The organism is Sphingomonas sp. BT-65 (genome assembly GCF_026107375.2).
Lineage (GTDB): Bacteria > Pseudomonadota > Alphaproteobacteria > Sphingomonadales > Sphingomonadaceae > Sphingomonas.
The window spans coordinates 19,954-45,804 of sequence record NZ_JAPCIA010000001.1; the positions used below are offsets into that span (position 1 = coordinate 19,954).

The following is a 25,851-nucleotide window of genomic DNA, read 5'->3' on the forward strand; positions in this document are numbered from 1 at the left end:
GGGCGGACCCGCCTCCCCTGAAGGCTCGGGGTTCAACTCCCGGCCGTGACCCGGTTGTGCCGGGCCACGGCCTTGTTCCTTGATCAGAGGGCGACCACGCCGCCGTCGTTCTTGGTGATCGCGACGATCGCCGAGCGCGGACGCGTGCCCGCCGGGGCAGTGCCGGTGGCCTGGGTCGCCGGCCAGCCGCTGGTCGGTGCGGCCGGTGTGCCGCCCTCGCCCGGGTGCTGGATACCGACGAACAGCGTGCGCCCGTCCGGGGTCGTGTCGACGCCGGTGATCTCGCACTCGACCGGGCCGACCAGGAAGCGCTTGAGCGTCGCGTCGGTGGCCAGCGCGCCGCGGCGCGTGGTCTGGGTCGCGGTGGCGCCGCCGGTGCCGCGGTTGGTGATCGTCACCGACGCGCCGTCGCCGGTCGTGCCCGGCATCGCGACGAGCATCTGGTTGTTGGTGCGATCGGTAAAGGCGCCGTCGTCGGTCTGGATCCACAGCAACGGATTGACCAGGCCACCGGCATTCTGCGGCCGCGAGAACCACAGGCCGTCGGGGCTGGAGAAGTCGTTGTTGGCGGTCAGGCCGGAGATGTTGACGTCGCTGTTCGAATCCGTCGAGTCGGCACCGAACAGGTAGATGTCCCATGCGAAGCTGGTCGCGGCGGGATCATCGGCAGTCTCGCGCAGGCGCAGGATATGGCCGTTGGGGTTGCCGAACTGTGCCGTGTTCGTCGCGCCGCGCGGGTCGTTATAGTGGCGCGGATTGGCGGCGTCGGTGCCGTTCAGCGGACGCAGCGTGGCATTGTTGTTGGTGAGGGTGAGATAGATCTCGCCGGTCACGTTGTTGGTCGCGGTCCATTCCGGACGGTCCATCTTGGTCGCGCCGACCGCGTCGCCCGCCAGCCGGGTGTTGACGAGGATGTCGATCTGGTTCTCGAACACATATTCGATGTCGCTGCCCTGTGCCGGGCGGTTCGGAACCTGGCCGAACACCAGCGGCACCCAGGTGCCGGTGCCGTTCGCGTTGAACTTGGCGACATAGAGCGTGCCGCTGTCGAGATACTTGTCGCCCACCGCCAGACGATCGGCGCGCTGCGCGTCGGCGAAGGTCCACGAGGCGGCGGTCACGAACTTGTAGAAATACTCGCCGCGCGCATCGTCGCCGAGATAAACCGCGAGCTTCTTGCCCTCGATGAACTTGCCGTACCACGCGCCCTCGTGGCCGAGGCGGCCGAGCGCGGTGCGCTTACGCGGTGCCTGGGTCTTGTCATAGGGATCGAACTCGACGCACCAGCCGAACTGATTCGGCTCGTTGCGCCAGTCGGTCGTCGCCGAGCCGCCCACGCCGGCGCGTGCGTCCCAGCGGCGGAAGGTGGTGTTCGTCGCATCCGCGGGGGTCACGGTCGACCAGCCGAAGCTGCCGCTGCCGCTGGTCACGCCATAGCGGCGCAGCGCGACCAGCTCGCGCGCAGTACGCTGGGCATCGTCGCCGCTGCGGCGGAAATAGCCGGCCCAATTCTCCTCGCAGGTGATGTTGGTGCCCCACAAAGTGTGGCCGTTGGCGCAGTTGTTGATCGTGCCGCGGCCCGCGGTGCCGTCGGTCGAAAAGGGCGTACGCAGCCATGCGCTACCGCGCACAGGGCCGTTGAACACGACCGGCGTGTTCGGCGTGATGCGGCGGTTGAAGGTCGAGTTCTGGACATAGCTCCAGGCGCGGTTCGCCCCCTCGACATATTCGGTGACCGACACGCCGTGCGCCTCGATCTCCTTGAGCGCTTCCGCCTCCGGGCGGACGCCGCCCGGGCTGGTCGGGCCGGCCGGGTGGAGATACTGGTCGTTCAGGTTCTCGTGGTTCTGGACCATCAGGCCGCGCACCGAGCTGTTGTCGTCGCGCGCGCCGGCGGCGGTGAGGCCGTACCAGTAGAGCGCGTCGCCATGGTCGCCGATGCGCTGCGCGAAATTGGTGTCGGTGCCGTCATTCTTGTACGCTGCGACGCCCGAAGCGATCGGATCGCCGAGACGGGTCATCACGGTGACGGTGTAGCCCGCCGGGACGGTGACCACGTCGTTCCTGTTCTTGGCGATCGAGGTGAAGCCCATGACTGCGGGGCTGACGGCGACGGTGGTCGTGCCCTGGGTCGTCTGACCCGCGTTGTCGGTCGCGCTGTACTGGAAGATCAGCGTCTGCTGCGCCGACACGCTCGGCGCGACGAAGCTGGCGTTCGCCGTGTTCGCGCCGATCAGCGTGGCGGCGGGGCCGCTGGTCTGCACCCAGGCGGAGGTAATCGCGCCATTGTCGGTCGCCTGACCGGTGAGCGTGACGACGCGGCCCGAGCTGGTGGCGCCCGAGGAGCCGACCGAGATCAGGTTGGGGAAGGGGTCCGCATCGGCGTTGGCGCTGTCGCACGCGGCGAGGACGCCGCCGCCGAACACCGCGACCGCCGCCGCCGAGGCGCCCGAACGCAGTGCGTCACGGCGCGAATAACGCTGCTCGATCAGCGCGTTGAGCGTGGGATTGGCGGTGTTGTTGGTGTCGACGTCGCCGTCGCTATAGCCAAAGGCCAGATCGGTGCTCTCGATCATGTTCTGGAACCCCCTTTTTGTCACCCTCATCCAGTGCGGATAGGGCTGTCGGGGCTGTGACCGCGGCGCTTTACAGTGTGATGGAGAAGCGTTGACGGCACCGTGTCGATTTGGCGACTCTTCGATGACAGGCTGTTTTTTACGGGGATAGATCGGTAGGGCGCAGGCGATGGAGGATGCGCGGGACAGCCTGGCCGATCGCATGGCGCAGCGATTCGCGGCGCGCGAGGTGCGGGCCGAGCCTCGATCGCCCGGACCGGTGAACTGGCGTCTCGCAGCCGCGCTGGCGGGCATGATCGCGCTGGGGCCACTGACGACGATCGTCGGGGCGGGCGTGATCGAGCATGGCGCGCGAGCGGAAGCAGCGCGGCTCCAGACGCAGGCGGCGCCACGGCTCAACGCGGAAGAACGGGAGCGGGCGGTGCGTGCGGCGCTGCGCACGGCGGCGCGCGACGCGGGCGTCGCGGTATGGCTCGACCGGGTGGCGGTCGCGATTCCGGCCGAGGCACGGGTCGCGCGCATGGTCAAGGCGGCGGACGGCGCGTTTGAGCTCGAGATCTCGACGCCCGATCCCGACCTGTTGCGCGGTGCGCTACGGGCCGATCCGGCGCTGGCTGGGTTCCGCGAAACCGGGCAGCGGCGCGCGGGCGCGATGATCGCGGTTACCTTGAGGTACGCCAAATGAACCGGGCGACGCTGATCGCGGGGATCGGTGGCGGCCTCGCGGTGGTGGCGCTGCTGGCGCCGGCGACCGGCACGGCGCTCGGTAAGCTGGGTCGCGCGCGCGAGGCTGCCACGGCGGCGAAAGCGGCGGTGGCGGCGCCGCGATCGGTCGCGGTGCCGCTGGTAGCCGCCGGGTTGCGCACACCGGGCGGTAGTGAAGCCGAGGCGGTACGCGGCTTGACCGGCCGGGTGCGGCGGCTGGCGGCCGAGGGCGGCGTGCTGGCGGAACAGGTCGCAGCGGTGCCGGCGGGCGAAGGGCTGGTGCGGTTGCGCTTGCGGCTCTCCGGGCCGGACAAGGCGGTGGTTGCGCTGGCCGACCGGATCGAGCGCGCGACGCCGCTGACGCGCTTCGCGGCGTGGCGGGTGACCGCGCTTCCCGGCGGCGGTCTGCGGCTCGAGGGCGAGGTGGTGGCGGCATGGCGTTGAACCGGACCGATGCGCTCGCGCTGGGCGGAGCGGCGCTGTTCGCGGTGGTGATGCCCGTCGCGCTGCTATGGCCCGGCGCAGATGTGAAGCTTCCGGCGCGTGCAGCCGACACGCGCGCGGTGGTGCCGCCGCCGATGCCGGTAGTCGCCGCGGTCTATGAGCGGCCGTTGTTCGCCGCGGTCGAGGCGAGCGACGAAATCCCCGCCGACGCACCCGCGCTGGTCGGCATCGCCGGGCGGCTCAACCGCGATGCGGTGGCGCTGGTGCGGCTGGCCGACGGCAGCTCGCGCAGCCTTGGCGTCGGCGAGAGTGTCGACGGCTGGCGGCTGGAGAGCCTGGCAATCGACGCGGCCTTCTTCACGCGCGGACGCGAGCGGGTGCGGGTGGCGATGGGCGCGTCCGATGCCACCGAAGATTCGGCGGCAGAAGAGCCCGTTCAGTAAATCCCGTCGATCTCCAGCGTCAGCCGCGGCTTGAGCGGTTTGAGCAGCAGGTTGCTCGGGGTGTTGAGATCCAGCTCCTCGCTGCGCAGCCGGGCATATTTTGCCTTGGCCATCGCCGCCGCGTCCTCGCCGTTGCGCAGGATGGTGGGCTTGAGGAAGATGAACAGCGTGCGCTTGTTGCGGCTTTCGCGGCGGCTCTTGAACAGCTCGCCGAGGATCGGGATGTCGCCGAGGATCGGCACCTGGCTCTTGACCTGGCCGTAATCGTCCGAGGTGAGGCCGCCGAGTACGATCGTCTGGCCATTGTCGACAAGCACGGTGGTGTTGATCGCGCGGCGATTGGTGATGAGGTCGCTTGCCTGCGTAAGCTGGGTGGCGGCGATCGACGAGGCTTCCTGCGCGACCTCGAGCCGGATGGTATCGCCCGCATTGATGCGGGGCAGCACTTTGAGCGTGATGCCGACATCCTTGCGCTCGATCGAGGTGTAGGGATTCACGTCGCCCCCGCCGCTGGGCAGGATCGAGCCCGTCACGAACGGCACTTCCTGCGCGACGACGAACTCGCCGACCTTGTTGTCGAGCGTGGTGATCTGCGGCGTCGAGAGCAGGTTCGACTTGGACGAGGTGCCGAGCGCCTGGACGAGGATCGAGAAGCTGTCGCCAATCGCGATATTGGCGGTGAGACCCGGGCCGAGCGCGGCGGCGAACGGCACGTCGAGCGCGTCGAGGATCTGACCCAGCGAGGGGCCGGCATTGCTGAACGAGGTCGCTGCGCCCTCGATCTGGTTGAGCACCGCGCCGCTGGTGCCGAGCTGGACCGCGAGCGCTTCGGCCTCCTCGCCGGTGATCTCGGCGATCGCGGCCTCGATCAGCACCTGCGGGCGGCGGACGTCGAGATCGGTGATCAGCGGCTCGATCGTGGCGATCGCGCTGGGCGTGCCGCGGACGACGACCGCGTTGATGTCGGGCGAGGGCTGGACGGTGAGCTCGGGCGTGGAAAAGCCCTGCGGGGTTTCGGTGCGCTGTTGCCCGAGCTGTGTCTGCTGCGCCTGGAGCGCGGCGCTGGCGGCGGCAGCGGCGGTGTCCGCCGGATTGCTGCCGCCCGATGCGACCATACCCCCGAGCACGCTGGTGGGGCTGCGGTAGCCGCCGCGCCGGTCGGAGAGGCTGCGGGCGACGGCATTGTTGGTCGTCGCCTCCTGGCCGAGCACGCCGCGCAGCACCTCGGTCACCGATTCGGCGTCGGCATAGTTGAGGCGGAACACGCGCGTCATCGGCGTGGCGCCACCCGGCGCGTCGAGCGAGGCGATCATGCGGCGCGCATCGGCGACCGCGGTCGGCGTGCCGCGCACGATCACGGTGTTGCTGCGCGCATCGGCCGCGACGCGCGCGCCGCCCGAGGCGGGGTCCCCGAGCACGCCCTGCAGCGCCTGCGCGACATCGAGCGCGCTGCCGTTGCGCAGCGCGATAGTGGCGAAGGTGAGGCCGCTGCCATTGCCGTCGAGCGCGCGCAAGATGCCCTCGATGCGGCGGACATTGTCGGCATAGTCAGTGACGACCACCGCGTTGGGCTGGGCCAGCGGCTCGACGCTGCCGAAGCTCGCGACCAGCGGCCGGGCAACGCGTGCCGCCTCCGCCGAGGGCACGTTCGACAGGCGAATCATGCGCGTGATCAGTTCCTGGCCGGAAGCGCCGCGCGAGGGAACGCCGCCGTCGCGCACGGCGTTGCCCGCCGGCACGATCCGCCACGCGCGGCCCGAGCGGACCGCCGCGAAACCATTGGCGCGGAGCACCGAGAGGAACAGCTCCCACACGCCGCTGGGCGAAAGCGGGCTCGCCGAGGTGACGGTGACGGTGCCCTTGACCGCCGGGTCGAGGATCAGCGTGCGGCCGGTGAGGCGCGAGATCTGGTCGGCGACGTCGGCGATCTCCACCCCGCGCATGTTGACGACGATATCCGCCGCCTCGCTTTCCTGCGCGAGGATAGGCTGCGCGGTCATGGCGACGAGCGCGAGGGTGAGGGCGGTGTTGCGGATCGGATTGGGCACGGGCGGGATACCTAGCGGGTCGGGACGGTCAGCGTCACGGGCTTTCCATCGCGAGTGATCTGGATCTGGACGGAGCCGAGCGACTGCGCGGCGGCGAGGGCATTAGCGGCCTGGCCCTGGGTGTTGATCGCCCGACCGTTGACGGAGGTGATGACGTCGCCTTGCTGAAGCCCCGGGGGAGCGCCGGCGCCAATCTGCACGCCTCCAGGAACGGGGGTCAGGCCGGAGACCAACGCCGAGGAGAGCGCCACGGCATTCGGCGAAAGCTGCGCGGCCGAGGCGGGCGGCTGGGCCGCCTGGGTCTGTTGTGGCGCGGGCTGGGCCGCGGCGGCTGCCTGCTGGTCGGCGGTCAGCGTTGGATCGGGGAACGCGAGGAATTCGATGCGGCCATTGACGCGCAGCAGCACGCGATCGCGCAGGATACCCTCGATCGTGCCGCCGCCCGGCGCCTCGCCGATGCGGAACGGCTTCGCAGGCTCGCCGCCCACCTCGATATAGGCGACCGACAGGTCGGCGGGGGAGGCGGCGAACACGCCGCGCAGCTTGAGCGGGAGTGCGGTGGCCTGCGAGGCGTCGGTGATCGCGCCCTTGCCGAACGGCGCGAAGGCGAGTGCGGCGGTGACGTCGGCGGGCTGCGCCACCGGCCGAGCGCCCGAGGGCACGGTGACCGCGCCGGTGCTGGCATGGCCCGCGATCCGCCAGGTAAGGCCGGCGAGCGCGATGGCGACCGAAACCACGACCGCCGCGGTCGCGATGTCGAGCGCGGTGCGCGCCTGACGCGGCGAGAGATCGGGCAAGCGGATCATGCGCGGCTGCCCTCGACGAAGCCGTCGAGCGATGCAAGCGGAGTCCGCTCGCCCTTCGCGAATACCTGGATGCGGACCTTATCGATGGCCCCGTCGTCGGTGCGCGTGCGTGCGATCTGGACGCGCCATTGCTGGCCGAGCAGCTCGGTTTCCCGCGTGTTGGCTGCGGGGTCGGCGAGCTGGATCTCGGCGAGGCGGTTCTCGGCCACCCACATCGCAGCGGCGCGGCGCTCCATCGCGCGAGTCGAATCGATGTGGCTTTCGGTCGCGCGAACCAGGCCGACCGTGGCGATGGCGAGCACCGCGAGCGCGACCAGCGCCTCGATCAGCGAGAAACCCTGTTCGCCCTTCACGACGCGGCTTCCACTTTCGTGGCGGTGGCGGTCATGCCGTCATAGCGCACCAGCCACTTGTCCGCGCCGTTCTCGACCAGCGCGCTCATCGGCTTGCCGCCGCCGTCGACGCCGAGCAGCAAGGGCGGCTGGACGTCGATCGTGACCGTGATGCCGGCAGGCAGCGTGTGCGGCGCCAGCGCGTCGCCGAGCGGCTTCATCGATCCGTCACGGCCGATCGCGGCGAACCCGTAGCCATGGCGCTCGGCGGTGAAGGCGAGGATACGGTCGCCGATCATCGCGTCGTCGGCCGCGGCCTGGAGGCGGAGCGCGAGGCGGCGCGCTTCGGTCTCGACCGAAGGTGCGCGAGTCGCGGCGCCGACGCCAAGCGCGATGCCGCCCGCGGCGATGCCGATGATGACGAGCACGATCAGCATCTCGATGAGCGTCATGCCGCGCTCGGCGTTGCTGATCCTCTCCCCCCGCACGGTCGTTATCCGCCCTTCGCGTCGAGATCGGCGTCGAGCCCCTCGCCGCCGGGCCGGCCGTCCTTGCCGAGCGACTTGAGCTCGAAGCCGCTGCCGGCCGAGGAATAGACGTACGGATTGCCCCAGGCGTCGACCGGATTCTCCGAGACATAGCCCCCTTCGGGCCATGCGGCGGGAACGGGCGGCGTGACCGGCTTCTCGGCGAGCGCCTTGAGGCCCTGCTCGGTGGTCGGATACTGGCCGTTGTCGAGACGGTACATCTTGAGCGCGCTCGACAGGCTCGCGAGATTGGTCTTGGTGGTGGTGACGCGGGCCTGGTCGGGTCGGCCGACGACGTTCATGGTAACGAGGCCCGCGACGATCGCGATGATGACGAGGACGACGATCATCTCGAGCAAAGTGAGCCCGGCTTCGCTGTGCGGGACGGGGCGGCGGCGCTTGCCCTTCGAGGCCGAGACTGCCACGGTGTCATGGAACTGTTTCAAAACTATGCGCATCGCGGCCCCATGCGTCCTTCCCGTGAAAGCAATGTTACAACCAGAGCATCCCGCGGAGCACCCGGAACCATGACCGGCCAACCCATTTCGGACCCCGCGGAGCCTCGCGCCGGCGGCGTGTGGACGCTGTCGGGCGGGCGGCCGATCATAGCCGAGCCGGACGGTCCTGCAACCTTGCTGGTGCCGAGCGAATCGGTGCTGCTCCTGGTGGTCGACCTTCCGCTCGGCACGCACGCCAAGCGCGTGGCGGCCTTGCCCTTCGCGATCGAGGATCGGATCGCCGATCCGATCGACGCGGTGCACATCGCGCTGGGCAGCGAGATCGCGCCGAAACGCTATCTGGTGGCGGTGGTCCGGCACGCGCGGATGCGTGAATGGGTCGAGATCGCGGAGGCCGAGGGGCTGGCGCATGCCGCGATGGTGCCCGACGCACTGGCACTGCCCGTGCCCGACGAGGGCTGGACCGCCGAGGCGGGTGACGGCCGCGTGCTGGTACGCAGCGGGGACGGGACTGGTTTTGCGATATCTTCGGCGCTGGTGGGGCAGGCCTGGGAAGCGGCTGGCCGGCCGCGCATCTGGAATGCCGGATCGGTGCCGGTTGGCGAGCTGCCGCAGGAGCCGCGCCCGGCGGGCGGCGGTGGATTGGCCGAGCGGTTGGCTAGGCCCGCGGTCGACTTGCGGCAGGGTGTCTATGCGCGGCGCGCGGCGGGCGGGAGCGGCTGGCTCAAGCGGCTGGGCTGGATCGCCGCGGCGGGAATCGCGGCCCATACGATGATCGCCGCGGCCGATGCGGTGATGCTGCGCGTGATCGCGGAACGTCGAGCGGACGATACGCGTGCGGTGGTGGCACAGGCCGCGCCGGGCGCGAATCTCGGCGAGGATCTGCAGGCCAGCGTGACGGACATGCTGCCGCCCCCTGGGGTGGCCGGCAGCCGGTTCGTGCCGCTGGTCACGCGCACCTCGAACGCGCTCGCGCCGCTGTCGAGCGCAGTGACGGCGCGTTCGATGCGGTTCGAGGGGAATGCATTGGTGATGGAGATCGAGCCGGGCGAGCCCGGGCTTGCCGGCCGCATCCGCGATGCGATGCGCGCGGCCGGGGTCAGCGCCGACGTGGCGGCGGGCGCGGACGGCGCGGTGCGTCTGACGGTGCGCGCATGAGCGGGGTTCGCATCACGCGCAGCCCGACGCTCGATGCCTGGGGGGCGAGGCTCAGCCAGTGGTGGAGCGGGCTCAGCTCGCGCGAACGCTGGATGGTGGGCGCGCTGGGCGCGATCCTCGCCGCGCTGGTGCTGGTGTTCGGCATCGTCAAGCCGCTGCAGGCGGCGCGTGCTGAGGCGCTGGCCGATATCCGCACCTATGAGACGCTGACCGCGCGGGTGCGCGCGGCGGGGGTGCTGACCCCGCAGGGCGCGCGGCCGCAACAGCGCTCAGGTACTCCAGCTGAAGCCGCCCAAGCGGCTGCTGGCGATGCGGGGATCACGGCGAACGTCGCGCCGGGCGGCGCCGGGCTGACCGCGCAGGTCGCCGAGGCGCCTTATGAGGCGGTGGTCGGCTGGATCGCCGACGTCGAGCGCACCACGCCGCTGCGCGCGCGCCGGGTCGAGCTGCGCAAGGGCGGCGCGGCCGGGCGGGTGAGCGCGACCGTCGAGTTCGCGCAATGAGCGAAGTGATCGAGCCGGTGACGCTGCCCTACAGCTATGCGCGCCGCGCGGGCGTGGTGCTGCGCGCGGGGGCAGGCGGACTCGAATGCGTGCATCGGCCCGATGCCGCGCTCGATGCGCTTCTCGAAGTGCAGCGAATCGCCCCTTCGGCGCGATTTGTGGCGGTCGAAGACGCCGTGTTCGACCAGGCGCTGGCGGCGAGCTATTCGGGAAGCGGCGCGGCCGCGGCCGAATTCGACCTTGGCGGCATGGACCTCGCGGCACTCGCCGACAGCGCAGCGGCGGTCGACGACCTGCTCGACACGCGCGACGATTCGCCGGTCATCCGCCTGATCAACGCGCTGCTGCTCGAAGCGGTCAAGGAAGGCGCGTCGGACGTGCATGTCGAGACGCAGGAGAAGCGCGTCGTGGTGCGCTTCCGCATCGATGGCGTGCTGCGTGACAAGCTGGAGCCGCAGCGCGCGCTGGCGCCGCTGCTGATCAGCCGCATCAAGGTCATGGCCAAGCTCGACATCGCCGAGAAGCGCGTGCCGCAGGACGGCCGGGTGACGCTGCGCATCGGCGGGCATGATGTCGACGCGCGCGTCTCGACCTTGCCCACCCAACATGGCGAGCGGGTGGTGATGCGTCTGCTCGAGAAGGGCTCGCTCAAGCTCGACATGGAAGCGCTCGGCATGAGCGCGCGCGACCGTGAGGTGTTCTCGCGGCTGCTCGAACGGCCGCATGGCATGCTGCTGGTCACCGGGCCGACCGGATCGGGCAAGACGACCAGCCTCTATGCCGCGCTCCAGCGCCTGAACGACCGCAAGCGCAACATCATGACGGTGGAAGATCCCATCGAGTACGAGCTTCCGGGGATCGGCCAGACCCAGGTCAACACGCGCACCGGGATGACCTTCGCCCGCGGGCTGCGGGCGATCCTGCGCCAGGATCCCGACGTCATCATGGTCGGCGAAATCCGCGACCAGGAGACCGCCGAGGTCGCGGTGCGATCGGCGATGACCGGACATTTCGTGCTCTCGACGCTGCACACCAACAGCGCGGTCGGATCGGTGACTCGACTGATCGACATGGGAGTCGAGCGCTATCTGCTCGCGCCGATGCTGGTGGGCCTTGCGGCGCAGCGGCTGGTGCGGCGGCTGTGCCCGAGCTGCCGCCGCGAGGATGTGGCGAGCGAGGGCGATGCGATGCTGCTCGGCGGGGCGCTGAAGGCAGGCGAGCCGGTGTGGCGCGCGGCGGGATGCGATGACTGCCATGGCGACGGCTATCGCGGACGTGCCGGCCTCTACGAGGTGGTGGCGGTCGACGAGCGCTTCCAGGCGATGATCCATGACGGCGCGTCGGAGGCGGAGATCGAGGCGCATGCCCGGCGCGAGAGCCCGAGCCTGCTCGACGACGGCGTGGCCAAGGTGCGTGCCGGGGTGACCACGGTCGAGGAAGTCGCGCGGGTCGTGAGGGAAGAAGCGTGAGTGCTTCCCAATTCCTCCCCCTCCGGGGGAGGTGGCATCGCGAAGCGATGACGGAGGGGCGGCGCGCAGCGCCGTATCGTTCGCCGCTAGGTCCCCGGCCTGCGGCCGGCCCCTCCACCACCGCTTCGCGGCGGTCTCCCTCCCCCAGCAAGCTGGGGGAGGAATAGGATGCCCGCCTTTGCTTATCGTGCCGCCGACCAGGGCGGCGCCGAGAAGAAGGGGCGGATCGAGGCGACCAGCGCCGCCGCTGCGCGCGCGATGCTGCGCGAGCAGGGGTTGCTGCCGCTGGCGGTCGACGCGGCGGTCGAGCGGCGCTCGATCGGGAGCATCAGGCTGCCGGGCCTTGGCCGGACGGGCATGAGCGCGCGCGAGCTGGCGACAGCGACCCGGCAGATCGCGACATTGGTCGGATCGGACATCCCGGTCGAGGAATCGCTGCGGCTGGCGGCGAGCCAGTCGGAGGCGCAGCGCGTGTCGTCCATCCTGCTCGAGGTACGCGCGGCGATTCTCGACGGGCGCAGCTTCGCCAATGCGCTGGGGACGCACCCCAAGACCTTTCCCGAATTCTACCGCGCCTCGGTTGCGGCGGGAGAATCGTCGGGCAAGCTGACCCAGGTGCTCGAGCATCTCGCGCATTTCGTCGAGAACCGGCAGGCGAACAGCCAGAAGCTGCAACTGGCTTTGCTCTATCCAGGGCTGCTGGCGACCGTGTCGCTCGGCGTGATCGTGCTGTTGCTGGTCTATGTCATCCCCGACATCGTCAAGGTGTTCGTCTCGCGCGGGACCGATCTGCCGCTGCTGACGCGGATGCTGATCGCGATCTCCGGCTTCCTGCAGGCCTGGGGCCTGTACATCCTGCTCGCCGCGCTGGTGGGATTCGTGATCTATGGCCGCTGGGTGGCGAACCCCGCCAACCGGCTTAAGGTGCACCGCGCCTTCACCGAGCGCTGGCCGTTCCGCCGGTTCAGCCGCCAGCACAATGCCGCGCGCTTCGCCGGGAGTCTCGCGACCCTGGTGTCGAGCGCGGTGCCGCTGGTCGAGGCGCTGCACGCCGCGGCGGCGGTGACGCCCAATCGCTGGGTGCGGACACGCGCGCTGCACGTCGCGGCGCGGGTGCGCGAGGGAATCAGCCTGCGTGCGGCGATGACCGAGGCGGGGGTGTTCCCGTTGATGCTGACCGCGATCGTCGCCTCGGGCGAGGCGAGCGGACAGCTCGGCCCGGCGCTGAGCCGCGCGGCGGACGAGCTCGACCGCGAACTCGATGCGGTGACCAGTGCGATGGTGGCGCTGGTCGAGCCGCTGGTGCTGCTGCTGATGGGCGGGATCGTGCTGATGATGGTGCTGGCAATCCTGTTGCCGATCATCAACTTGAACGACCTGGTGCAGCTCTAGTCCGGGCGCATCACGCGCATGCGCACGGCGACGGTGTCGCCCACGCCGATGCCGGTCGCGACGCGCACCGCGACCTTGAGCGGTAGCAGATAGCCGCCGCCGCGCGGGAACAGCGAAGTCGTGAAGTGCTCGCCGCGCACCTCGGCCTCGACCGGCACGCAACCCCAGCCATAGCTCGCTTCGCGGGCGGCCCAGCGGACTTCGCCGACCTGCTCGTCGGGAATCGCCACGAAGACATGGGGGGCGGGGCCGCGCCATTCGACGGCGATGCCGTCGAAGCGAATGTCGATCAGCGGAGCGGTCATGCGCGCCGCGTCACATCATCCCTTCGACGGTCGCGCCGGCGGGCATGCCGGTGAAGGGGAGGATGCGCGCGCCGTCGGCGGTCATGCGGACGCTGAGCCGGCCGTCTTCGCTGAGCGTCGCGTCGACCAGCGTCTGGCGGCGCTGCGCGGCGGGCGCGATGCGGATGCGGGTGGCGGTGCCGATCTTCTCGGCGGTGAGCAGCAGCGAAGGCACAGCGACCGGCGCGCCGCCGCCCTTGGGGGTGCAGGTGCCGGGATCGGTGGTGAGCTTGCCGTCGATCGCCTGATCGCCGCCGCCGATCGCGATCTTCGCGAATTCGAGCTGCATCACCAGATCGCAGGTGAAGGGCAAATTGGGCTGGAGCCCCTGGAGGATCGAGCTGTGCGCGCTGCCGCTCACATCGTCGAGCACGGTGCGGCCGAAGCGCATCAGCCCGCGGCCGCCCATGTCGGTGTCGGGGCCGGTCGCCTTCCAGTCGGCGGTGAAGGCGAGGCTGGTGAGCGAACGCAGCGGCGCCCAGTCCCATTCGAACTTGCTGCCCCCGGCGACTCCGACCTCGCCGTTCCACACTGTGCCGGCGACGCCGGTGCGCCATGGGCGGTTCTTGAGGAACACACTGGCGGGCATCGTCGCGAGCATCGCCAGCGCATAAGCCGCTATGCCCAGCACGACGAAGACGGTAAGACGCCGCCGTGCCGACCAAGACGCCAATCCGGACACCGGCGTTTCACCGCCGCGACTTGTTGAAATCAGGCCTGTTGCTGCCGCCGGCATTGCTTGCGAGTCCCTCCGTGTTCGCCGCTGCCGTGCAGGACAAGAAGCCCAAGCGCGACAAGCGGCAAGTGGCGATGCTGCTGCCGCTTTCGGGGCCGCGCGCCGCGCTGGGCCTTAGCATGCGGCAGGCGGCGTTGCTCGCGGATTCTGGGCCGGAGATCACCGCTTACGACACCGGCGGGACCGCGGCGGGGGCGGCGCTGGCGGCGCGCAATGCGCTCAAGGCCAAGGCGGCGATGATCCTGGGGCCGGTGACCGCCGAGGAAGCGACCGCAGTGGCTCGCGAGGTGGCAGGGCGCGTGCCGGTGGTGGCGTTCAGCAACAACGCGGTGGTGCGCGCGCCGGGCAGCTGGGTGTTCGGCATCACGCCCAGCCAGGTGACCAGCGCGATCCTGCGCTATGCCCGTTCGCGCGGCATCAAGAGCGTCGTGGTGATCGACGATGCCTCGCCCTGGGGCGCCGCGGCGGCGCTGGCGGCGGGCAAGGTGCAGGGCGAGATCGGGATCGACGTGCGCGTGCTGACGGTGACCGCGGACCAGCCTTTGCCGGTGGCCGGCGACGCGCCCGACGCGGTGCTGCTGCCCGGGAGCGGCGAGGCGGTGCTGGCGGCGGCGCGCAACCTCAAGGAGACGGGCATCCAGCTGCTCGGCACGGTGCAGGCGTTGGATCATCGCCCGGCGTCGCTGGAGGTGCTGAACGGCGCGTGGCTCGCGAGCCCCGATCCTGCAGCATTCGGGCGCTTCGCCGGGGAGTTCCGCTCGCGCCACGGCGGCGATCCGGGGGCGCTGGCCGCGCTGGCCTATGACGCGGGCGGGATCGTCAAGATACTGCGCAACAAGGGCGAGATCAGCCAGGCGGCATTGCTCCGCGAGACCAGCTATCCCTGCGTCACCGGCAACGCCCGCTTCCGCAGCGACGGCAGCGTGGCGCGCGAGCTGGCGATTCTGCTCGCCGGGCCGACGGGGTACGAGCCGGTCGCGGTGAGCCTGGGGGCATGACGCCGCGCCCTGACGAGGGCGGGTTCACGCTGCTCGAGCTGATCATCTCGCTCGGGCTGTTCGCGCTGATTGCGGTGGCGGGGCTGGGGCTGCTCGACAGCGTGCTCAACGTCCAGGGGCGGACCGACACGCGGCTCTCGCGGCTGGCCGACCTGCAGCGCGCGATGTTCGTGATCCAGAGCGACCTCGACCAGATCACCCGCGGCGAAGTTTCGGGCGGCGGGAGCGGCATTGCCTTCACCCGGATCGCGGGCGGCATGGGCGGGCCGCCGGTGCCGGTGCGCTATGGCGCGGCGGAGGGCGTGCTGGTGCGCTCGGCGCCGCAGCCGCAGATGCTGCTGCAAGGCGTGGCGGAGACGCGGTGGCGGTTCCGCGACGGCAATGCCTGGATCGATCGCTGGCCGCCGAGCGAGAAACGCAAGGCCGAATGGCCGCGCGCGGTTTCGATCGAGATGCAGATCGCCGGGGTGCAGGGGCCGCAAGGTCTGCTGCGCCGGGTGGTGATGCTGCCCGACCAGCCGAGAGACAAGTGATGCGCCGCCGTGACGACGAGCAGGGCATGATCCTGGTCAACGTGCTGATGTTCGTCGCGATCGCGAGCGGGCTGGTGCTGCTGATGATCAGCCGCGAGGAGCTGGCGCTCGACCGGTCGCTCAGAGGCCGCGAGGCGGCGCGGGCGGCGGCGATCGTGCGCGGCGGCGAGCTCTCGGCGATCAGCGCGCTGCGGCGCGATGCGCGGGAGGCACCCGATGTTGATCATGCGGGCGAGGAGTGGGCGTCGATCGGGGCGAAGGGCGCGGCGATCGACGGGGGCAGCTTCGACCTGGCGGTGAGTGACGCCGAGGGCCGGTTCAACGTCAATTCGCTGCGCAGCGGCGAGGTGGCGCCGGTGCTGCTGTTCCAGAAGCTGGCGGCGATTGCCGGGCTCGATGAGGCGCAGATGACCGAGGCGATCGCCTATGTCCGCGGCCAGGGGCCGGTGACCGATGTGCGGCCGATCCGGCTGCTGCCCGGCGTCGATCAGGGCGCGATCGCGCGGCTCGAGCGGATGGTGACCGCGCTGCCCGGCAACACGCAGATCAACCTGAACGCCGCCGATCAGGAGTTGCTCGCGATCCTGTTCGACGATCCGGTGATCGCCGAGCGGCTGGTCGCGATCCGCAAGCGCAACGGGCAGATCACGCTGCGCGACCTGTCCGACCAGAAGGTGAGCCAGCCGCCGGGGACGAGCTTCCAGTCGAACACCTTCTGGGTGCGGGTGCGGGCGACGATCGGCGGGACGGCGCAGGACGGCGCGACGCTGATCCAGCGCAAGGTCGAGGAGGACGGCAAGATCGAGGTGCTGCCGGTGGCGCGCTGGCGCAACGCCGCGGTGCCGCCCGAGGCGCCGGTGCTGGGCGGCTGACGGCGCGGAACGTCGCGATGGTCGCCCACGCACGCATGAGGCGGGCGCCCGGCGAAGTTGACACCCCATGGAGGGGAAGTTGACAGAATCGGCGGGTTGTCACGCGCGGTGTCAAGCAACGGGATCGACGGTTTCAAATAGCCGGGCGGATAACGCCGCCGGGCCGAATTCGAGCAGGCGAAATCCAACATTGCAAGGCGCTTGCCCCTTGCAATGAATGATATAGTGTATCATCTGCATCGCGTGCAGTTGGAGCGACGTGATGCGGGCGAAGATCGGCAAGTGGTTCGACGGATTTGCGGTGAGCGCCTCGGCGCTGTGCCTGGTGCATTGCCTGGGCCTGCCGCTGCTGATCGCAGCGTTGCCGGCCATCGCAAACCGGATCGATCCGGGGGAGGGGTTTCACCTCGCCGTGCTGCTGTTCGCGATCCCGACGAGCGCGTTCGCGTTGATCGAGGGCTGGCGAAAGCATCGTGGACTGACGCCGCTGTTCGTGGGCGGTGTGGGGCTGACGCTGATGGCACTCGGGCTGGCGTTCGAGCAATGGGTTGCGGTTGAGACAGGGGTGACCGTGGCGGGAAGCCTGCTGCTGGCAGGAGCGCATGTGGCGAACTGGCGGCGGCGCGCCAGCCGGGCCGCCCGCCCGACCTAGCAAGTGCATCCGGTCAGCTCGCTCGATTGACTTGGTTTGCGCGGTTATATATCGCGTTATATACCATGTTATCGGAGTTGCGACATGACGGATTTAATGCAGCAGATGGGAGCCGTCTTTCTGGGAAGCCGCCTCAAGCGGTTGGGAGAGCGGATGCAGGCGGGCGCGGCGCGGATCACGGCGGATGCCGGCCTGCCGGTGCAGCCGTCGCACATGGCGTTCCTTGCCGCGCTCGACGGTCAGGCAATGACGATCGGCCAGCTGGTGCAGGCGGTGGGGGTCAGCCAGCCCGGCGTGACGCGCTCGGTCGGCCAACTGGTGGAACTTGGCCTCGCCCAGTCCGATCTGGGTGAGGATCAGCGGCAGCGGACGATATCGCTCACCCCCGCCGGAACCGCCGTGTTGGCGCGGGCCAAATTATATGTGTGGCCACAGGTGGAAGAGGCGGTCCATGCGTTGTTCGGGGGCAGGGCGGATTCCTTCGTCGACCAGATCACGGAGTTGGAGGCTGCGCTCGAGGCGACGCCGATCGACCTTCTGGCGAGCCGCGCCAGACCGGAAATTCTGACGATCCGGGAATATAGCGACGATCTGGCGCCGCATTTTCACGACATCAATGCCGAATGGATCAACGCGATGTTTCGCCTTGAGTCCATCGATCGCGAAGTGCTCGAAAATCCCCGCGCGAAAATCATCGAGCCCGGCGGGGTCATCCTGTTCGTCGAGGCGAAGGGGCTGGGCATCGTCGGCACCTGCGCGCTGCTGAAAACCGGCGCCAACAGCTACGAGCTCACCAAGATGGGGGTGCGCGAGTCCGCCCGCGGGCTGAAGGCTGGCGAGTTCCTGCTTTCGGCCGTGATCGATCGCGCCATGTCGTTGAACGCGGACCCGCTCTATCTTCTCACCAACGCCAAATGCGCCGCGGCCATCCACCTGTACGAGAAGCTCGGCTTTCAGCATGATGCGGAGATCATGGCCAGGTATGGCGCGCTTTATGCCCGATGCAATGTCGCGATGCGCTATCGCCCGGATCGAGGCTGAGCGGGCTTACAAAATCCCCGGCAGGTCGAGCCCCATCTCCTTCGCGCAGTCCCGCGCGATCTCGTAGCCGGCATCCGCATGCCGCATCACGCCGGTAGCGGGATCGTTCCACAGCACCCGCTCAAGTCGCCGGGCGGCTTCGGGGGTGCCGTCGGCGACGATGACCATGCCCGAATGCTGCGAATAGCCCATGCCGACGCCCCCGCCGTGGTGGAGCGAGACCCAGGTGGCGCCCGATGCGGTGTTGAGCAGGGCGTTGAGTAGGGGCCAGTCGGACACCGCGTCGCTGCCGTCCATCATCGCCTCGGTCTCGCGATTGGGGCTGGCGACCGAGCCGCTGTCGAGATGGTCGCGGCCGATCACGATCGGGGCCTCGAGCTCGCCTGAGGCGACCATCGCGTTGAAGGCGAGCGCGAGGCGGTGGCGGTCGCCCAGGCCGACCCAGCAGATGCGCGCGGGCAGGCCCTGGAAGGCGATGCGCTCGCGCGCCATGTCGAGCCAGTTGTGGAGGTGGTGGTTGTCCGGAAGGAGCTGCTTCACCTTGGCGTCGGTCTTCCAGATATCCTCCGGATTGCCCGAGAGCGCGGCCCAGCGGAACGGGCCGATGCCGCGGCAGAACAGCGGGCGAATATAGGCAGGAACGAAGCCGGGGAAGGCGAAGGCGTTGTCGACGCCCTCGTCCTTGGCGACCTGGCGGATGTTGTTGCCGTAATCGAGGGTGGGGATGCCGGCTTCGTGGAAGGCGAGCATCGCGCGGACATGGGTGGCCATCGAGCTACGCGCCGCCTTCTCGACCTCGTGCGGAGCGGTCTCGCGTTTGGTGAACCACTCGTCGAGCGTCCAGCCGGCGGGGAGGTAGCCGTTGACCGGATCGTGCGCGCTGGTCTGGTCGGTGACGATGTCCGGGCGGACGCCGCGGCGGACGAGCTCGGGCAGCACTTCGGCGGCGTTGCCGAGCAGGCCGACCGAGACGGGCTTGTCGCTGGTTCGAATGATTTCAAGTGCTTCGTCGATATTGTTCGCAGCGCGATCGAGGTAGCGGGTGCGCAGGCGCATCTCGATTCGGCTCGGCTGGCACTCGACTGCGAGGCACGAAGCGCCCGCCATGGTCGCGGCGAGCGGCTGGGCGCCGCCCATGCCGCCGAGGCCGGCGGTGAGGATCCATTTGCCCGACAGGTCGCCGCCATAATGCTGGCGGCCGGCCTCGACGAAGGTTTCGTAGGTGCCCTGAACGATGCCTTGGGTGCCGATATAGATCCACGATCCGGCGGTCATCTGGCCGTACATCGCCAGCCCCTTGCGATCGAGCTCGTGGAAATGCTCCCAGGTCGCCCAATGGGGGACGAGGTTGGAGTTGGCGATGAGGACGCGCGGGGCATCGGGGTGCGTGCGGAACACGCCGACGGGCTTGCCGGATTGCACGAGCAGAGTCTGGTCGGCGTCGAGCTTGCGCAGTGCTTCGACGATGCGGTCATAGCTTTCCCAGTCGCGCGCGGCGCGGCCGATGCCGCCATAGACGACGAGCGACTCGGGTGCCTCGGCGACGTCCGCGTCGAGATTGTTCATCAGCATGCGCAGCGGGGCTTCGGTGAGCCAGCTCTTTGCGGACAGGTCGGTACCGGTCGGAGCCTTGATGCGGCGGCTGTTGTCGGTGCGGGTCATGGCGCTAGTCATTCTGGGGCTTTCGCGAAATCGATGCAGGCGGTGAGGACGGGGCGGAGGATGGCCTGACAGCCTGCCGCGGTCTCGTCGTGCCAGGGCGGTGGCCAGTCTTCCGGGGTCTCGATCAGGTAGGTGCGCATCGCCAGCTCCATCTGGATCGTGTGCACCCCTTCGTCCGGCCGGGCGTAGTGGCGGGTGATCCAGCCGCCCTTGAAGCGGCCGTTGGTGACGCGGCTGTGCGGGCTGGCGTCGCAGATTTGCTCGACGGCGGCGGTGAGCGCGGGCGCGCAGGAGGTGCCGTCATTGGTGCCGATGTTGAAGTTGGGCAGCTCGCCGTCGAACAGCTTGGGGACGACGCTGCGGATCGAATGGGCGTCGTAGAGCACGATCGTGGGGTGCAGCGCGCGCAGCCGCTCGATCTGGAGCGCGAGGGCGAGATGGTAGGGATCGAACCACTCGACGCGGCGACGTTCGATCTCGTGCGCGTCGGGGAGCGCGCCGGGCTCGTAGAGGGACAAGCCGTCGAAGGTCTGGATCGGGCACAGGCCGGTGGTGAACTGGCCGGGATAGAGGGTGTGGCCGCTGGGGTCGCGGTTCACGTCGATCACGGTGCGCGAGATGGTGGTGCGGACGATGGTGGCGTCGAGCTCGCGCGCGAAGGTGTAGAGATGGTCGACGTAGAGATCGGCGTCGTGCCGGGCGAGTTCGGGGGAAACGAGGCCGAAGATGCCTTCGGGGATGTCGGTGCCGGCATGGGGGATGCTGACGATGAGCGGGGCGGCGCCCTGTTCGACGCGGATCATCGTGCTGCGCTCCGCTTCACGCTGAGAGTTGGTTCTCGCGAAGGCGCGAAGGCGCTAAGAATAAGGAAGAAGGTGGGTTCGCGCAGAGACGCGGAGACGCGGAGGCGGTGATCTTTGGCGCGAAGCGCCAGATTGCTCGCGCGGTTGCGGCAAGGACAAGCATTGGAGCGACGAGAGCCGCTGACGCGGCAAGTCGCCCTCTCTGCGTCTCCGCGTCTCTGCGCGAACCCACCTTCTTCGCGCCATCGCGCCATCGCGTGAACCAACTTGCTCATGCCCCCACCCCCGGCAATCCCTCACCGAGCGCGCCGCTGGCGACTAGCGCGGTGGCGGCGGCCATGTCGGGGGCGAAGTGGCGGTCGTCCTCGAGATGGGGGACCTGCTCGCGGAGCAGCGCACGGGCGGCTTCGAGCGGTTCGCTCGAGGTGAGCGGGGCGTGGAAGTCGCAGCCCTGCGCGGCCGCGAGATATTCGATGCCGAGGATGTGGGCGAGGTTGGCGGTCATGTCGAGCAGGCGACGCGCACCGTGCGCGGCCATCGAGACATGGTCTTCCTGATTGGCCGAGGTGGGGATCGAATCGACGCTGGCGGGGTAGGCGCGCTGCTTGTTCTCGCTGACCAAAGCGGCGGCGGTTACCTGGGGGATCATGAAGCCGGAGTTGAGCCCGGGGCGCGGGGTGAGGAAGGCGGGGAGGCCGGACAGCGCGGGATCGACCAGCATCGCGATGCGGCGCTCGGCGAGGCTGCCGATCTCGCAGATGGCGAGCGCGAGCATGTCGGCGGCGAAGGCGACGGGCTCGGCGTGGAAATTGCCGCCGGAGAGGGCTTCACCCGTATCCGTGAAGATCAGCGGGTTGTCGGTGACGCCGTTGGCCTCGATCGCGAGCGTGGCGGCGGCCTGGCGGATCAGGTCGAGGCAGGCGCCCATCACCTGGGGCTGGCAGCGCAGGCAATAGGGGTCCTGCACGCGCTCGTCGCCCTCGCGGTGCGAGGCGCGGATTTCCGAGTTTGCCATCAGGCCGGCGAGGGCGTCTGCCACTTCGATTTGGCCGCGATGGCCGCGCGCGGCGTGGATGCGCGGGTCGAAGGGGGTGTCGGAGCCTTTGGCGGCCTCGGTCGAGAGGGCGCCGGTGACCAGCGCGGCGCGGAACAGGCGTTCGGTCTCGAACAGGGCGGCGAGGGCGTAGGCGGTGCTGAACTGCGTGCCGTTGAGGAGGGCGAGACCTTCCTTGGGGCCGAGGGTAAGGGTGCCGAGCATCTGGCGTGCGGGGCGAGCGATGCCGTCGATGAGGACGTCGCCGGTGCCGATCATCGCCGCGGCGAGATGCGCGAGCGGGGCGAGGTCGCCGCTCGCGCCGACCGAGCCCTGCGACGGGATCAGCGGGGTGATGCCGCGATCGAGCATGTCCTGAAGCATCGCGATCGTCGCCGGCTTCACGCCGCTATGACCCTGGGCGAGGCTGGCGAGCTTCAATGCAATCATCAGGCGGACGACCGGGGCGGGCATCGGGTCGCCGACGCCGGCGGCGTGGCTGAGGACGATGTTGCGCTGGAGGGTTTCGAGGTCTTCGTCGCCGATCCTGACCGAGGCGAGTTTCCCGAAGCCGGTGTTGATGCCGTAGACCGGCTCGTGGCGGGCGAGAATGGCTTGGACGGCGTCGGCGCTGGCCTGGACCTTGTCGTGGCACGACGGATCGAGCGGCGCGGGCTCGCCACGATAGATGGCGTTCCAGCTGGCGAGCGGGGTGTTGCCGGGGGTGATCATTGGCCTGCGTGGATCCGGGCGTGAAGGGGGTTGGCGCCGATGCGGTAGACCAGCTCGGCGAGGTCGGTGACGTTCCAGATGGCGAGGTCGGCGGATTTGCCGGGCTCGAGGGTGCCGACGAAACGATCCATCGCCAGCGCCTTCGCAGCGTTGCATGTGACGCCGCGCAAACACTCTTCCACCGTCAGCCGGAAGAGGGTCGCGCCCATGTTCATCGCCAGCAGAATGGACGCCATTGGCGAGGTGCCGGGGTTGCAGTCGGTGGCGATGGCGATCGGCACGCCCGCCGCGCGAAGTGCAGCGACAGGCGGCAGGCGGGTTTCTCGCGTGAAATAGAAGGCGCCGGGGAGGAGGGTGGCGACGGTGCCAGCCGCCGCCATGGCGGCGATCCCCGCGTCGTCCAGATATTCCAGATGGTCTGCGGAGAGAGCACCGTGGCGCGCGGCGAGGGCAGCGCCGTGGAGGTTGGAGAGTTGTTCGGCGTGGAGTTTGACGCGAAGGCCATGCGCTTTCGCCGTCGTGAAGATGCGATCGACTTGTTCGGCGGAGAACCCAATTCCCTCGCAATAAGCGTCCACGGCATGGGCTTCATGCCGGGCAGCCGGGATCATCTGATCGCAGATCAGATCGACATAGGCGTCCGCGTTCCCCTTGAACTCAGGTGGAACGGCGTGGGCGGCCAGAAGCGTCCTGAATATGTTGATGCCGCGCCCACTCCAGCCGAGCTGGTGCGCGGCGCGGAGCATCTTGAGCTCGTCGTCGAGGGTGAGGCCGTAGCCGGACTTGATCTCGACGGTGGTGACGCCCTCGGAAATGAGCTGGTCGAGGCGGGGGAGAGCGGAGGCCACCAATTCGTCTTCGCTCGCGGCGCGGGTGGCGGTGACGGTGGAGAGGATGCCGCCGCCGGCGCGGGCGATCTCCTCGTACGTGGCGCCTTCGAGGCGGGCCTCGAACTCCTTGGCGCGGTTGCCGGCGTGGATCAGATGGGTGTGGCAGTCGATCAGCCCGGGGGTGATCCAGCGGCCCTCGCAGTCGATGATCTCGGCGGCGTCGGGTGCGTCTATTTCGGGGCCGGCATAGGTGATCGCGTCGCCCGTGGCGGTGATCGCGCCGCGCTCAACAATGCCCGGGCCGCCGCCCGTCATCGTCGCGAGACGGGCGTTGCGCCAGAGCTTGTCCGCGGGAGTCGCCATGCGCCTTATGGTTGGACATGGCGTCGATTATGTCTAGACATAATCGGATGGACTTGTGGTTCGAATCCGCATTGCTGGAAGATGGCTGGGCCGATCGGGTGCGGCTTCGCCTGGCGGGCGGGCGGGTCGAGGCGATCGAGGCCGGGGTCGATCCAGCGGCAGGTGACGAACGGCATTTCGTGGCGCTGCCGGGGCTGCCCAATTTGCACAGCCACGCCTTCCAGCGCGCGATGGCGGGGCTGACCGAAGCGCGCGGGCGAGCGGACGACGATTTCTGGTCGTGGCGCGAGCTGATGTACCGCTTCGTGGGGCGGATCGGGCCGGAGGAGTGTGAGGCGGTCGCCGCGCTGGCCTATGCCGAGATGCTCGAGGCTGGGTTCACGCGGGTCGGAGAGTTTCATTACCTCCATCATGCGCCGGACGGGTCGCGTTACGATGACGTCGCCGAGATGTCGGGCCGGATCGCGGCGGCGGCGGAGACAGCGGGGATCGGGCTGACGCTGCTGCCGGTCTTCTATGCGCATGGCGGCTTCGGCGGGCAGCCGGCGGGGAAGGCGCAGGCGGGGTTCCTGAATGACGTCGATGGCTTTGCCGAGCTGGTCGAGCGGGCGAGTGTGAAGTTGGCGAAAGACGGGGTGATCGGGATCGCGCCGCATAGCCTGCGCGCGGTGACGCCCGAGGCGCTTCGCGAGCTGTTGCCGGTGGCGGAGGGCGGGCCGGTGCATATCCATATCGCCGAGCAGGTGAAGGAGGTCGCCGACTGCCTCGCCTGGAGCGGGCGTCGGCCAGTGCGCTGGCTGCTCGACGAGATGCCAGTCGATGCGCGCTGGACGCTGGTGCACGCGACGCATGTCGAGCCGGACGAGGTGGCGGGGATCGCCGCCAGCGGCGCGGTCGCAGGCCTGTGCCCGATCACCGAGGCCAATCTGGGCGACGGCCTGTTTCCCGCGGCCGAGTTCATGGCACAGGGCGGCATGATCGGGGTGGGGAGCGATTCGAACGTGCGGATCGACGCGGCAGAGGAATTGCGGCTGCTGGAATATGGGCAGCGGCTGACGCGGCGCGCGCGCAACGTGCTGGCCGGCGAGGAGCGGCCCGCGACGGGTGCGCGGCTGTTCGAAGCAGCAGTAAAGGGCGGTGGGCGGTCGCTGGGTGTGGAGACGGGATTGGCGGCCGGACGTCCGGCGGACATCGTCTCGCTCGATCGCGACGAACCGGCGTTCGCCGAGCGCGGTGGCGATGCACTGATCGACAGCTGGGTGTTCGTCAGCCATCGCGCGGTCGACTGCGTGTGGCGCGGTGGCGTCAAGCAGGTGGCGGGCGGACGCCACCGGCAACGCGACACGATCGAGGCGCGTTATCGCACCGCGCTGGCGAGGCTGTTGGCGTGAGCGTCGAGGCGCGAATCCGCGGCGACATCGAATCACGTATCCGCTCGGGCGAATGGGCGCCGGGGGTGCGCGTGCCGACCGAGCATGAGCTGGTCGAAGCCTATCGCTGCGCGCGCGCGACCGCGAACAAGGCGTTGAGCCGGCTGGCACGCGAGGGGCTGATCGAGCGCAAGCGGCGCGCGGGGAGCTTCGTGGCGCGGCCGCAGATCCGGACGGCCGTGGTCGGTGTGCCCGATATCGGCGCACTGATCGAGGCGCGGGGTGAACCTTATCGCTGGGAGCTGCTGACGGTCGAGCTGCAGCGCCGCGCGCCCGAAGGCTTTCCGGCGCGCGCCGGGGGCTGCTGGCTGGCGCTGTCGGGCATCCACCATGCCGGCAAGACGCCGTTCGGCTGGGAGGAGCGCTGGCTCGACCTAGCGGTGGCGCCGGGCGCCCAGGATGCCGATTTCGCCGCGACCGCGCCAGGCGCCTGGCTGCTCGCCAATGTCCCCTGGACCGATGCGCGGCACCGGATCGGCGCGGTAGGCGCGGAACCGGTCGCGGCGCGGCATCTGCGTATTGCGGCGGGTGCGCCGTGCCTGCAGATCGAGCGCTGGACGTGGCGTGGCAAGGAGCCCGTCACATCCGCGCGGCAGGTGTTTCCGGCGGATCACTATCAGCTGGTCGAAGATTTCACCCCCAGAGGGTGACGGGATCGGCTAAAGTATCGGTTGAAACCAAGGAGTGCGCATGTTCGACAAGGTCTTCCTGAAGCACCCGCGCGAGGTGGGCGAGAGCTATGGCGAGCATTTCGCGACCGCAACGGGGTTTGGTGCGCGCATGGTGGTGGGCGGGCTGGCCTGCATCGTCCATGGCGTGATCCCGGCGCTGTTCGTGCGCACGGCGAGCGACACGGTGAAGTCGCTCTACGGCCGGATGAAGGCGCGCCAGCCGGCCTTTGCCGAGAAGCCCCCGGCGTTCACCGAGCCCGCATGGCAGATGGAATACGAGATCTAAGCCG

The 25,851-nt window shown here is 69.5% G+C and carries 27 protein-coding genes; 15 read left to right on the forward strand and 12 right to left on the reverse strand.

The annotated features are described in order from the left end of the window. Window positions 1-83: 83 nt before the first annotated feature. Entirely contained in the window at window positions 84-2,576 is a 2,493-nt protein-coding gene (locus OK349_RS00115) for a PhoX family protein (RefSeq protein WP_265115808.1), read from the reverse strand. 169 nt (window positions 2,577-2,745) lie between these two features. Between OK349_RS00115 and OK349_RS00120 the strand changes: the two genes are divergently transcribed. Genes OK349_RS00120 through OK349_RS00130 form a run of 3 tightly spaced genes read left to right on the forward strand, consistent with a single transcriptional unit; the run spans window position 2,746 to window position 4,168 of the window. Further along, a complete protein-coding gene (locus OK349_RS00120) occupies window positions 2,746-3,261 on the forward strand; it encodes a hypothetical protein (protein ID WP_265115809.1) in 516 nt (171 codons plus the stop codon). Beyond that, entirely contained in the window at window positions 3,258-3,725 is a 468-nt protein-coding gene (locus OK349_RS00125) for a hypothetical protein (RefSeq protein WP_265115810.1), read from the forward strand. Before OK349_RS00120 ends, OK349_RS00125 begins: the two co-directional genes overlap by 4 nt. Continuing rightward, window positions 3,716-4,168: a hypothetical protein gene (locus OK349_RS00130; RefSeq protein WP_265115811.1), complete on the forward strand. Its 453-nt coding sequence runs from the start codon at window positions 3,716-3,718 to the stop codon at window positions 4,166-4,168. The genes OK349_RS00125 and OK349_RS00130 overlap by 10 nt, the downstream gene beginning before the upstream one ends. Here OK349_RS00130 and gspD read toward each other — a convergent pair. The 5 genes from gspD to gspG are packed head-to-tail and all read right to left on the reverse strand — an operon-like array spanning window position 4,162 to window position 8,327. After that, complete coding sequence (gene gspD / locus OK349_RS00135) at window positions 4,162-6,216, reverse strand: type II secretion system secretin GspD (protein ID WP_265115812.1); 2,055 nt, start codon at window positions 6,214-6,216, stop codon at window positions 4,162-4,164. The two genes, OK349_RS00130 and gspD, sit on opposite strands and share 7 nt — an antisense overlap. Before the next feature lie 11 nt (window positions 6,217-6,227). Next, window positions 6,228-7,022 carry a type II secretion system protein N gene (locus OK349_RS00140; RefSeq protein WP_265115813.1) on the reverse strand — a complete coding sequence of 265 codons (795 nt, stop codon included), beginning with the start codon at window positions 7,020-7,022 and terminating at the stop codon, window positions 6,228-6,230. Further along, a complete protein-coding gene (gspI, locus tag OK349_RS00145; protein ID WP_265115814.1) occupies window positions 7,019-7,375 on the reverse strand; it encodes a type II secretion system minor pseudopilin GspI in 357 nt (118 codons plus the stop codon). Before gspI ends, OK349_RS00140 begins: the two co-directional genes overlap by 4 nt. Next, window positions 7,372-7,842 carry a prepilin-type N-terminal cleavage/methylation domain-containing protein gene (locus OK349_RS00150; protein WP_265115815.1) on the reverse strand — a complete coding sequence of 157 codons (471 nt, stop codon included), beginning with the start codon at window positions 7,840-7,842 and terminating at the stop codon, window positions 7,372-7,374. Before OK349_RS00150 ends, gspI begins: the two co-directional genes overlap by 4 nt. Window positions 7,843-7,847: 5 nt before the next feature. Beyond that, window positions 7,848-8,327 carry a type II secretion system major pseudopilin GspG gene (gspG, locus tag OK349_RS00155; RefSeq protein WP_265115816.1) on the reverse strand — a complete coding sequence of 160 codons (480 nt, stop codon included), beginning with the start codon at window positions 8,325-8,327 and terminating at the stop codon, window positions 7,848-7,850. A gap of 81 nt (window positions 8,328-8,408) precedes the next feature. Between gspG and gspL the strand changes: the two genes are divergently transcribed. The 4 genes from gspL (at window position 8,409) to OK349_RS00175 (ending at window position 12,861) form a co-directional block, all read left to right on the forward strand. After that, entirely contained in the window at window positions 8,409-9,497 is a 1,089-nt protein-coding gene (gene gspL, locus OK349_RS00160; RefSeq protein WP_265115817.1) for a type II secretion system protein GspL, read from the forward strand. Further along, window positions 9,494-10,000 (forward strand): type II secretion system protein M, encoded by a 507-nt coding sequence (locus tag OK349_RS00165; RefSeq protein ID WP_265115818.1) that lies wholly within the window; start codon window positions 9,494-9,496, stop codon window positions 9,998-10,000. The genes gspL and OK349_RS00165 overlap by 4 nt, the downstream gene beginning before the upstream one ends. Further along, complete coding sequence (locus tag OK349_RS00170) at window positions 9,997-11,469, forward strand: GspE/PulE family protein (protein WP_265115819.1); 1,473 nt, start codon at window positions 9,997-9,999, stop codon at window positions 11,467-11,469. The genes OK349_RS00165 and OK349_RS00170 overlap by 4 nt, the downstream gene beginning before the upstream one ends. A 168-nt stretch (window positions 11,470-11,637) precedes the next feature. Continuing rightward, window positions 11,638-12,861: a type II secretion system F family protein gene (locus OK349_RS00175; RefSeq protein WP_265115820.1), complete on the forward strand. Its 1,224-nt coding sequence runs from the start codon at window positions 11,638-11,640 to the stop codon at window positions 12,859-12,861. Here OK349_RS00175 and OK349_RS00180 read toward each other — a convergent pair. Together OK349_RS00180 and OK349_RS00185 are read right to left on the reverse strand one after the other, a co-directional pair. Further along, window positions 12,858-13,166, reverse strand: coding sequence for a DUF1905 domain-containing protein (locus tag OK349_RS00180; RefSeq protein ID WP_265115821.1), 309 nt, complete (start codon window positions 13,164-13,166; stop codon window positions 12,858-12,860). The two genes, OK349_RS00175 and OK349_RS00180, sit on opposite strands and share 4 nt — an antisense overlap. Before the next feature lie 10 nt (window positions 13,167-13,176). Further along, window positions 13,177-13,836 (reverse strand): type II secretion system protein N, encoded by a 660-nt coding sequence (locus OK349_RS00185; protein WP_265115822.1) that lies wholly within the window; start codon window positions 13,834-13,836, stop codon window positions 13,177-13,179. A gap of 122 nt (window positions 13,837-13,958) precedes the next feature. Between OK349_RS00185 and OK349_RS00190 the strand changes: the two genes are divergently transcribed. The 5 genes from OK349_RS00190 (at window position 13,959) to OK349_RS00210 (ending at window position 18,037) form a co-directional block, all read left to right on the forward strand. Continuing rightward, window positions 13,959-14,939, forward strand: coding sequence for a penicillin-binding protein activator (locus OK349_RS00190; protein ID WP_265115823.1), 981 nt, complete (start codon window positions 13,959-13,961; stop codon window positions 14,937-14,939). Beyond that, window positions 14,936-15,472 (forward strand): type II secretion system protein GspJ, encoded by a 537-nt coding sequence (locus OK349_RS00195; RefSeq protein WP_265115824.1) that lies wholly within the window; start codon window positions 14,936-14,938, stop codon window positions 15,470-15,472. The genes OK349_RS00190 and OK349_RS00195 overlap by 4 nt, the downstream gene beginning before the upstream one ends. Beyond that, a complete protein-coding gene (locus OK349_RS00200) occupies window positions 15,472-16,344 on the forward strand; it encodes a type II secretion system minor pseudopilin (protein ID WP_265115825.1) in 873 nt (290 codons plus the stop codon). Before OK349_RS00195 ends, OK349_RS00200 begins: the two co-directional genes overlap by 1 nt. A gap of 262 nt (window positions 16,345-16,606) precedes the next feature. Further along, window positions 16,607-16,996: a MerC domain-containing protein gene (locus tag OK349_RS00205; protein WP_265115826.1), complete on the forward strand. Its 390-nt coding sequence runs from the start codon at window positions 16,607-16,609 to the stop codon at window positions 16,994-16,996. Window positions 16,997-17,080: 84 nt separating this feature from the next. After that, window positions 17,081-18,037: a bifunctional helix-turn-helix transcriptional regulator/GNAT family N-acetyltransferase gene (locus tag OK349_RS00210; RefSeq protein ID WP_265115827.1), complete on the forward strand. Its 957-nt coding sequence runs from the start codon at window positions 17,081-17,083 to the stop codon at window positions 18,035-18,037. 6 nt (window positions 18,038-18,043) lie between these two features. On the opposite strand, the gene hutU is transcribed toward OK349_RS00210, so the two are convergent. The 4 genes from hutU to hutI form a co-directional block, all read right to left on the reverse strand. Beyond that, the gene (gene hutU / locus OK349_RS00215) at window positions 18,044-19,699 is read right to left on the reverse strand and encodes a urocanate hydratase (RefSeq protein ID WP_265118498.1); all 1,656 of its coding nucleotides are present in this window, start codon (window positions 19,697-19,699) and stop codon (window positions 18,044-18,046) included. A gap of 8 nt (window positions 19,700-19,707) precedes the next feature. After that, window positions 19,708-20,502: an N-formylglutamate deformylase gene (gene hutG, locus OK349_RS00220; RefSeq protein WP_265115828.1), complete on the reverse strand. Its 795-nt coding sequence runs from the start codon at window positions 20,500-20,502 to the stop codon at window positions 19,708-19,710. 271 nt (window positions 20,503-20,773) lie between these two features. Next, entirely contained in the window at window positions 20,774-22,267 is a 1,494-nt protein-coding gene (hutH, locus tag OK349_RS00225; RefSeq protein ID WP_265115829.1) for a histidine ammonia-lyase, read from the reverse strand. Beyond that, a complete protein-coding gene (gene hutI / locus OK349_RS00230) occupies window positions 22,264-23,460 on the reverse strand; it encodes an imidazolonepropionase (RefSeq protein ID WP_265115830.1) in 1,197 nt (398 codons plus the stop codon). The genes hutH and hutI overlap by 4 nt, the downstream gene beginning before the upstream one ends. 47 nt (window positions 23,461-23,507) lie before the next feature. Between hutI and OK349_RS00235 the strand changes: the two genes are divergently transcribed. Genes OK349_RS00235 through OK349_RS00245 form a run of 3 tightly spaced genes read left to right on the forward strand, consistent with a single transcriptional unit; the run spans window position 23,508 to window position 25,847 of the window. Next, complete coding sequence (locus OK349_RS00235; RefSeq protein ID WP_265115831.1) at window positions 23,508-24,851, forward strand: formimidoylglutamate deiminase; 1,344 nt, start codon at window positions 23,508-23,510, stop codon at window positions 24,849-24,851. Next, entirely contained in the window at window positions 24,848-25,540 is a 693-nt protein-coding gene (locus tag OK349_RS00240) for a UTRA domain-containing protein (protein WP_265115832.1), read from the forward strand. Before OK349_RS00235 ends, OK349_RS00240 begins: the two co-directional genes overlap by 4 nt. Before the next feature lie 40 nt (window positions 25,541-25,580). Beyond that, on the forward strand, window positions 25,581-25,847 hold the full coding sequence (locus OK349_RS00245) for a DUF6356 family protein (RefSeq protein ID WP_265115833.1): 267 nt from the start codon (window positions 25,581-25,583) through the stop codon (window positions 25,845-25,847). Window positions 25,848-25,851: the final 4 nt, after the last annotated feature.

What these genes read in the sequence shown, in the direction of transcription:
- OK349_RS00130 (WP_265115811.1), top strand. Translation starts at nt 3,716, where the DNA reads ATGGCGTTGAACCGGACCGATGCGCTCGCGCTGGGCGGAGCGGCGCTG.
- OK349_RS00140 (WP_265115813.1), bottom strand. Translation starts at nt 7,022, where the DNA reads ATGATCCGCTTGCCCGATCTCTCGCCGCGTCAGGCGCGCACCGCGCTC.
- OK349_RS00180 (WP_265115821.1), bottom strand. Translation starts at nt 13,166, where the DNA reads ATGACCGCTCCGCTGATCGACATTCGCTTCGACGGCATCGCCGTCGAA.
- hutU (WP_265118498.1), bottom strand. Translation starts at nt 19,699, where the DNA reads ATGACCCGCACCGACAACAGCCGCCGCATCAAGGCTCCGACCGGTACC.
- OK349_RS00200 (WP_265115825.1), top strand. Translation starts at nt 15,472, where the DNA reads ATGCGCCGCCGTGACGACGAGCAGGGCATGATCCTGGTCAACGTGCTG.
- OK349_RS00205 (WP_265115826.1), top strand. Translation starts at nt 16,607, where the DNA reads ATGCGGGCGAAGATCGGCAAGTGGTTCGACGGATTTGCGGTGAGCGCC.
- OK349_RS00235 (WP_265115831.1), top strand. Translation starts at nt 23,508, where the DNA reads ATGGACTTGTGGTTCGAATCCGCATTGCTGGAAGATGGCTGGGCCGAT.
- gspL (WP_265115817.1), top strand. Translation starts at nt 8,409, where the DNA reads ATGACCGGCCAACCCATTTCGGACCCCGCGGAGCCTCGCGCCGGCGGC.
- OK349_RS00125 (WP_265115810.1), top strand. Translation starts at nt 3,258, where the DNA reads ATGAACCGGGCGACGCTGATCGCGGGGATCGGTGGCGGCCTCGCGGTG.
- hutG (WP_265115828.1), bottom strand. Translation starts at nt 20,502, where the DNA reads ATGATCCGCGTCGAACAGGGCGCCGCCCCGCTCATCGTCAGCATCCCC.
- OK349_RS00170 (WP_265115819.1), top strand. Translation starts at nt 9,997, where the DNA reads ATGAGCGAAGTGATCGAGCCGGTGACGCTGCCCTACAGCTATGCGCGC.
- OK349_RS00120 (WP_265115809.1), top strand. Translation starts at nt 2,746, where the DNA reads ATGGAGGATGCGCGGGACAGCCTGGCCGATCGCATGGCGCAGCGATTC.
- OK349_RS00115 (WP_265115808.1), bottom strand. Translation starts at nt 2,576, where the DNA reads ATGATCGAGAGCACCGATCTGGCCTTTGGCTATAGCGACGGCGACGTC.
- OK349_RS00195 (WP_265115824.1), top strand. Translation starts at nt 14,936, where the DNA reads ATGACGCCGCGCCCTGACGAGGGCGGGTTCACGCTGCTCGAGCTGATC.
- OK349_RS00175 (WP_265115820.1), top strand. Translation starts at nt 11,638, where the DNA reads ATGCCCGCCTTTGCTTATCGTGCCGCCGACCAGGGCGGCGCCGAGAAG.
- OK349_RS00245 (WP_265115833.1), top strand. Translation starts at nt 25,581, where the DNA reads ATGTTCGACAAGGTCTTCCTGAAGCACCCGCGCGAGGTGGGCGAGAGC.
- OK349_RS00165 (WP_265115818.1), top strand. Translation starts at nt 9,494, where the DNA reads ATGAGCGGGGTTCGCATCACGCGCAGCCCGACGCTCGATGCCTGGGGG.
- hutI (WP_265115830.1), bottom strand. Translation starts at nt 23,460, where the DNA reads ATGGCGACTCCCGCGGACAAGCTCTGGCGCAACGCCCGTCTCGCGACG.
- hutH (WP_265115829.1), bottom strand. Translation starts at nt 22,267, where the DNA reads ATGATCACCCCCGGCAACACCCCGCTCGCCAGCTGGAACGCCATCTAT.
- OK349_RS00210 (WP_265115827.1), top strand. Translation starts at nt 17,081, where the DNA reads ATGACGGATTTAATGCAGCAGATGGGAGCCGTCTTTCTGGGAAGCCGC.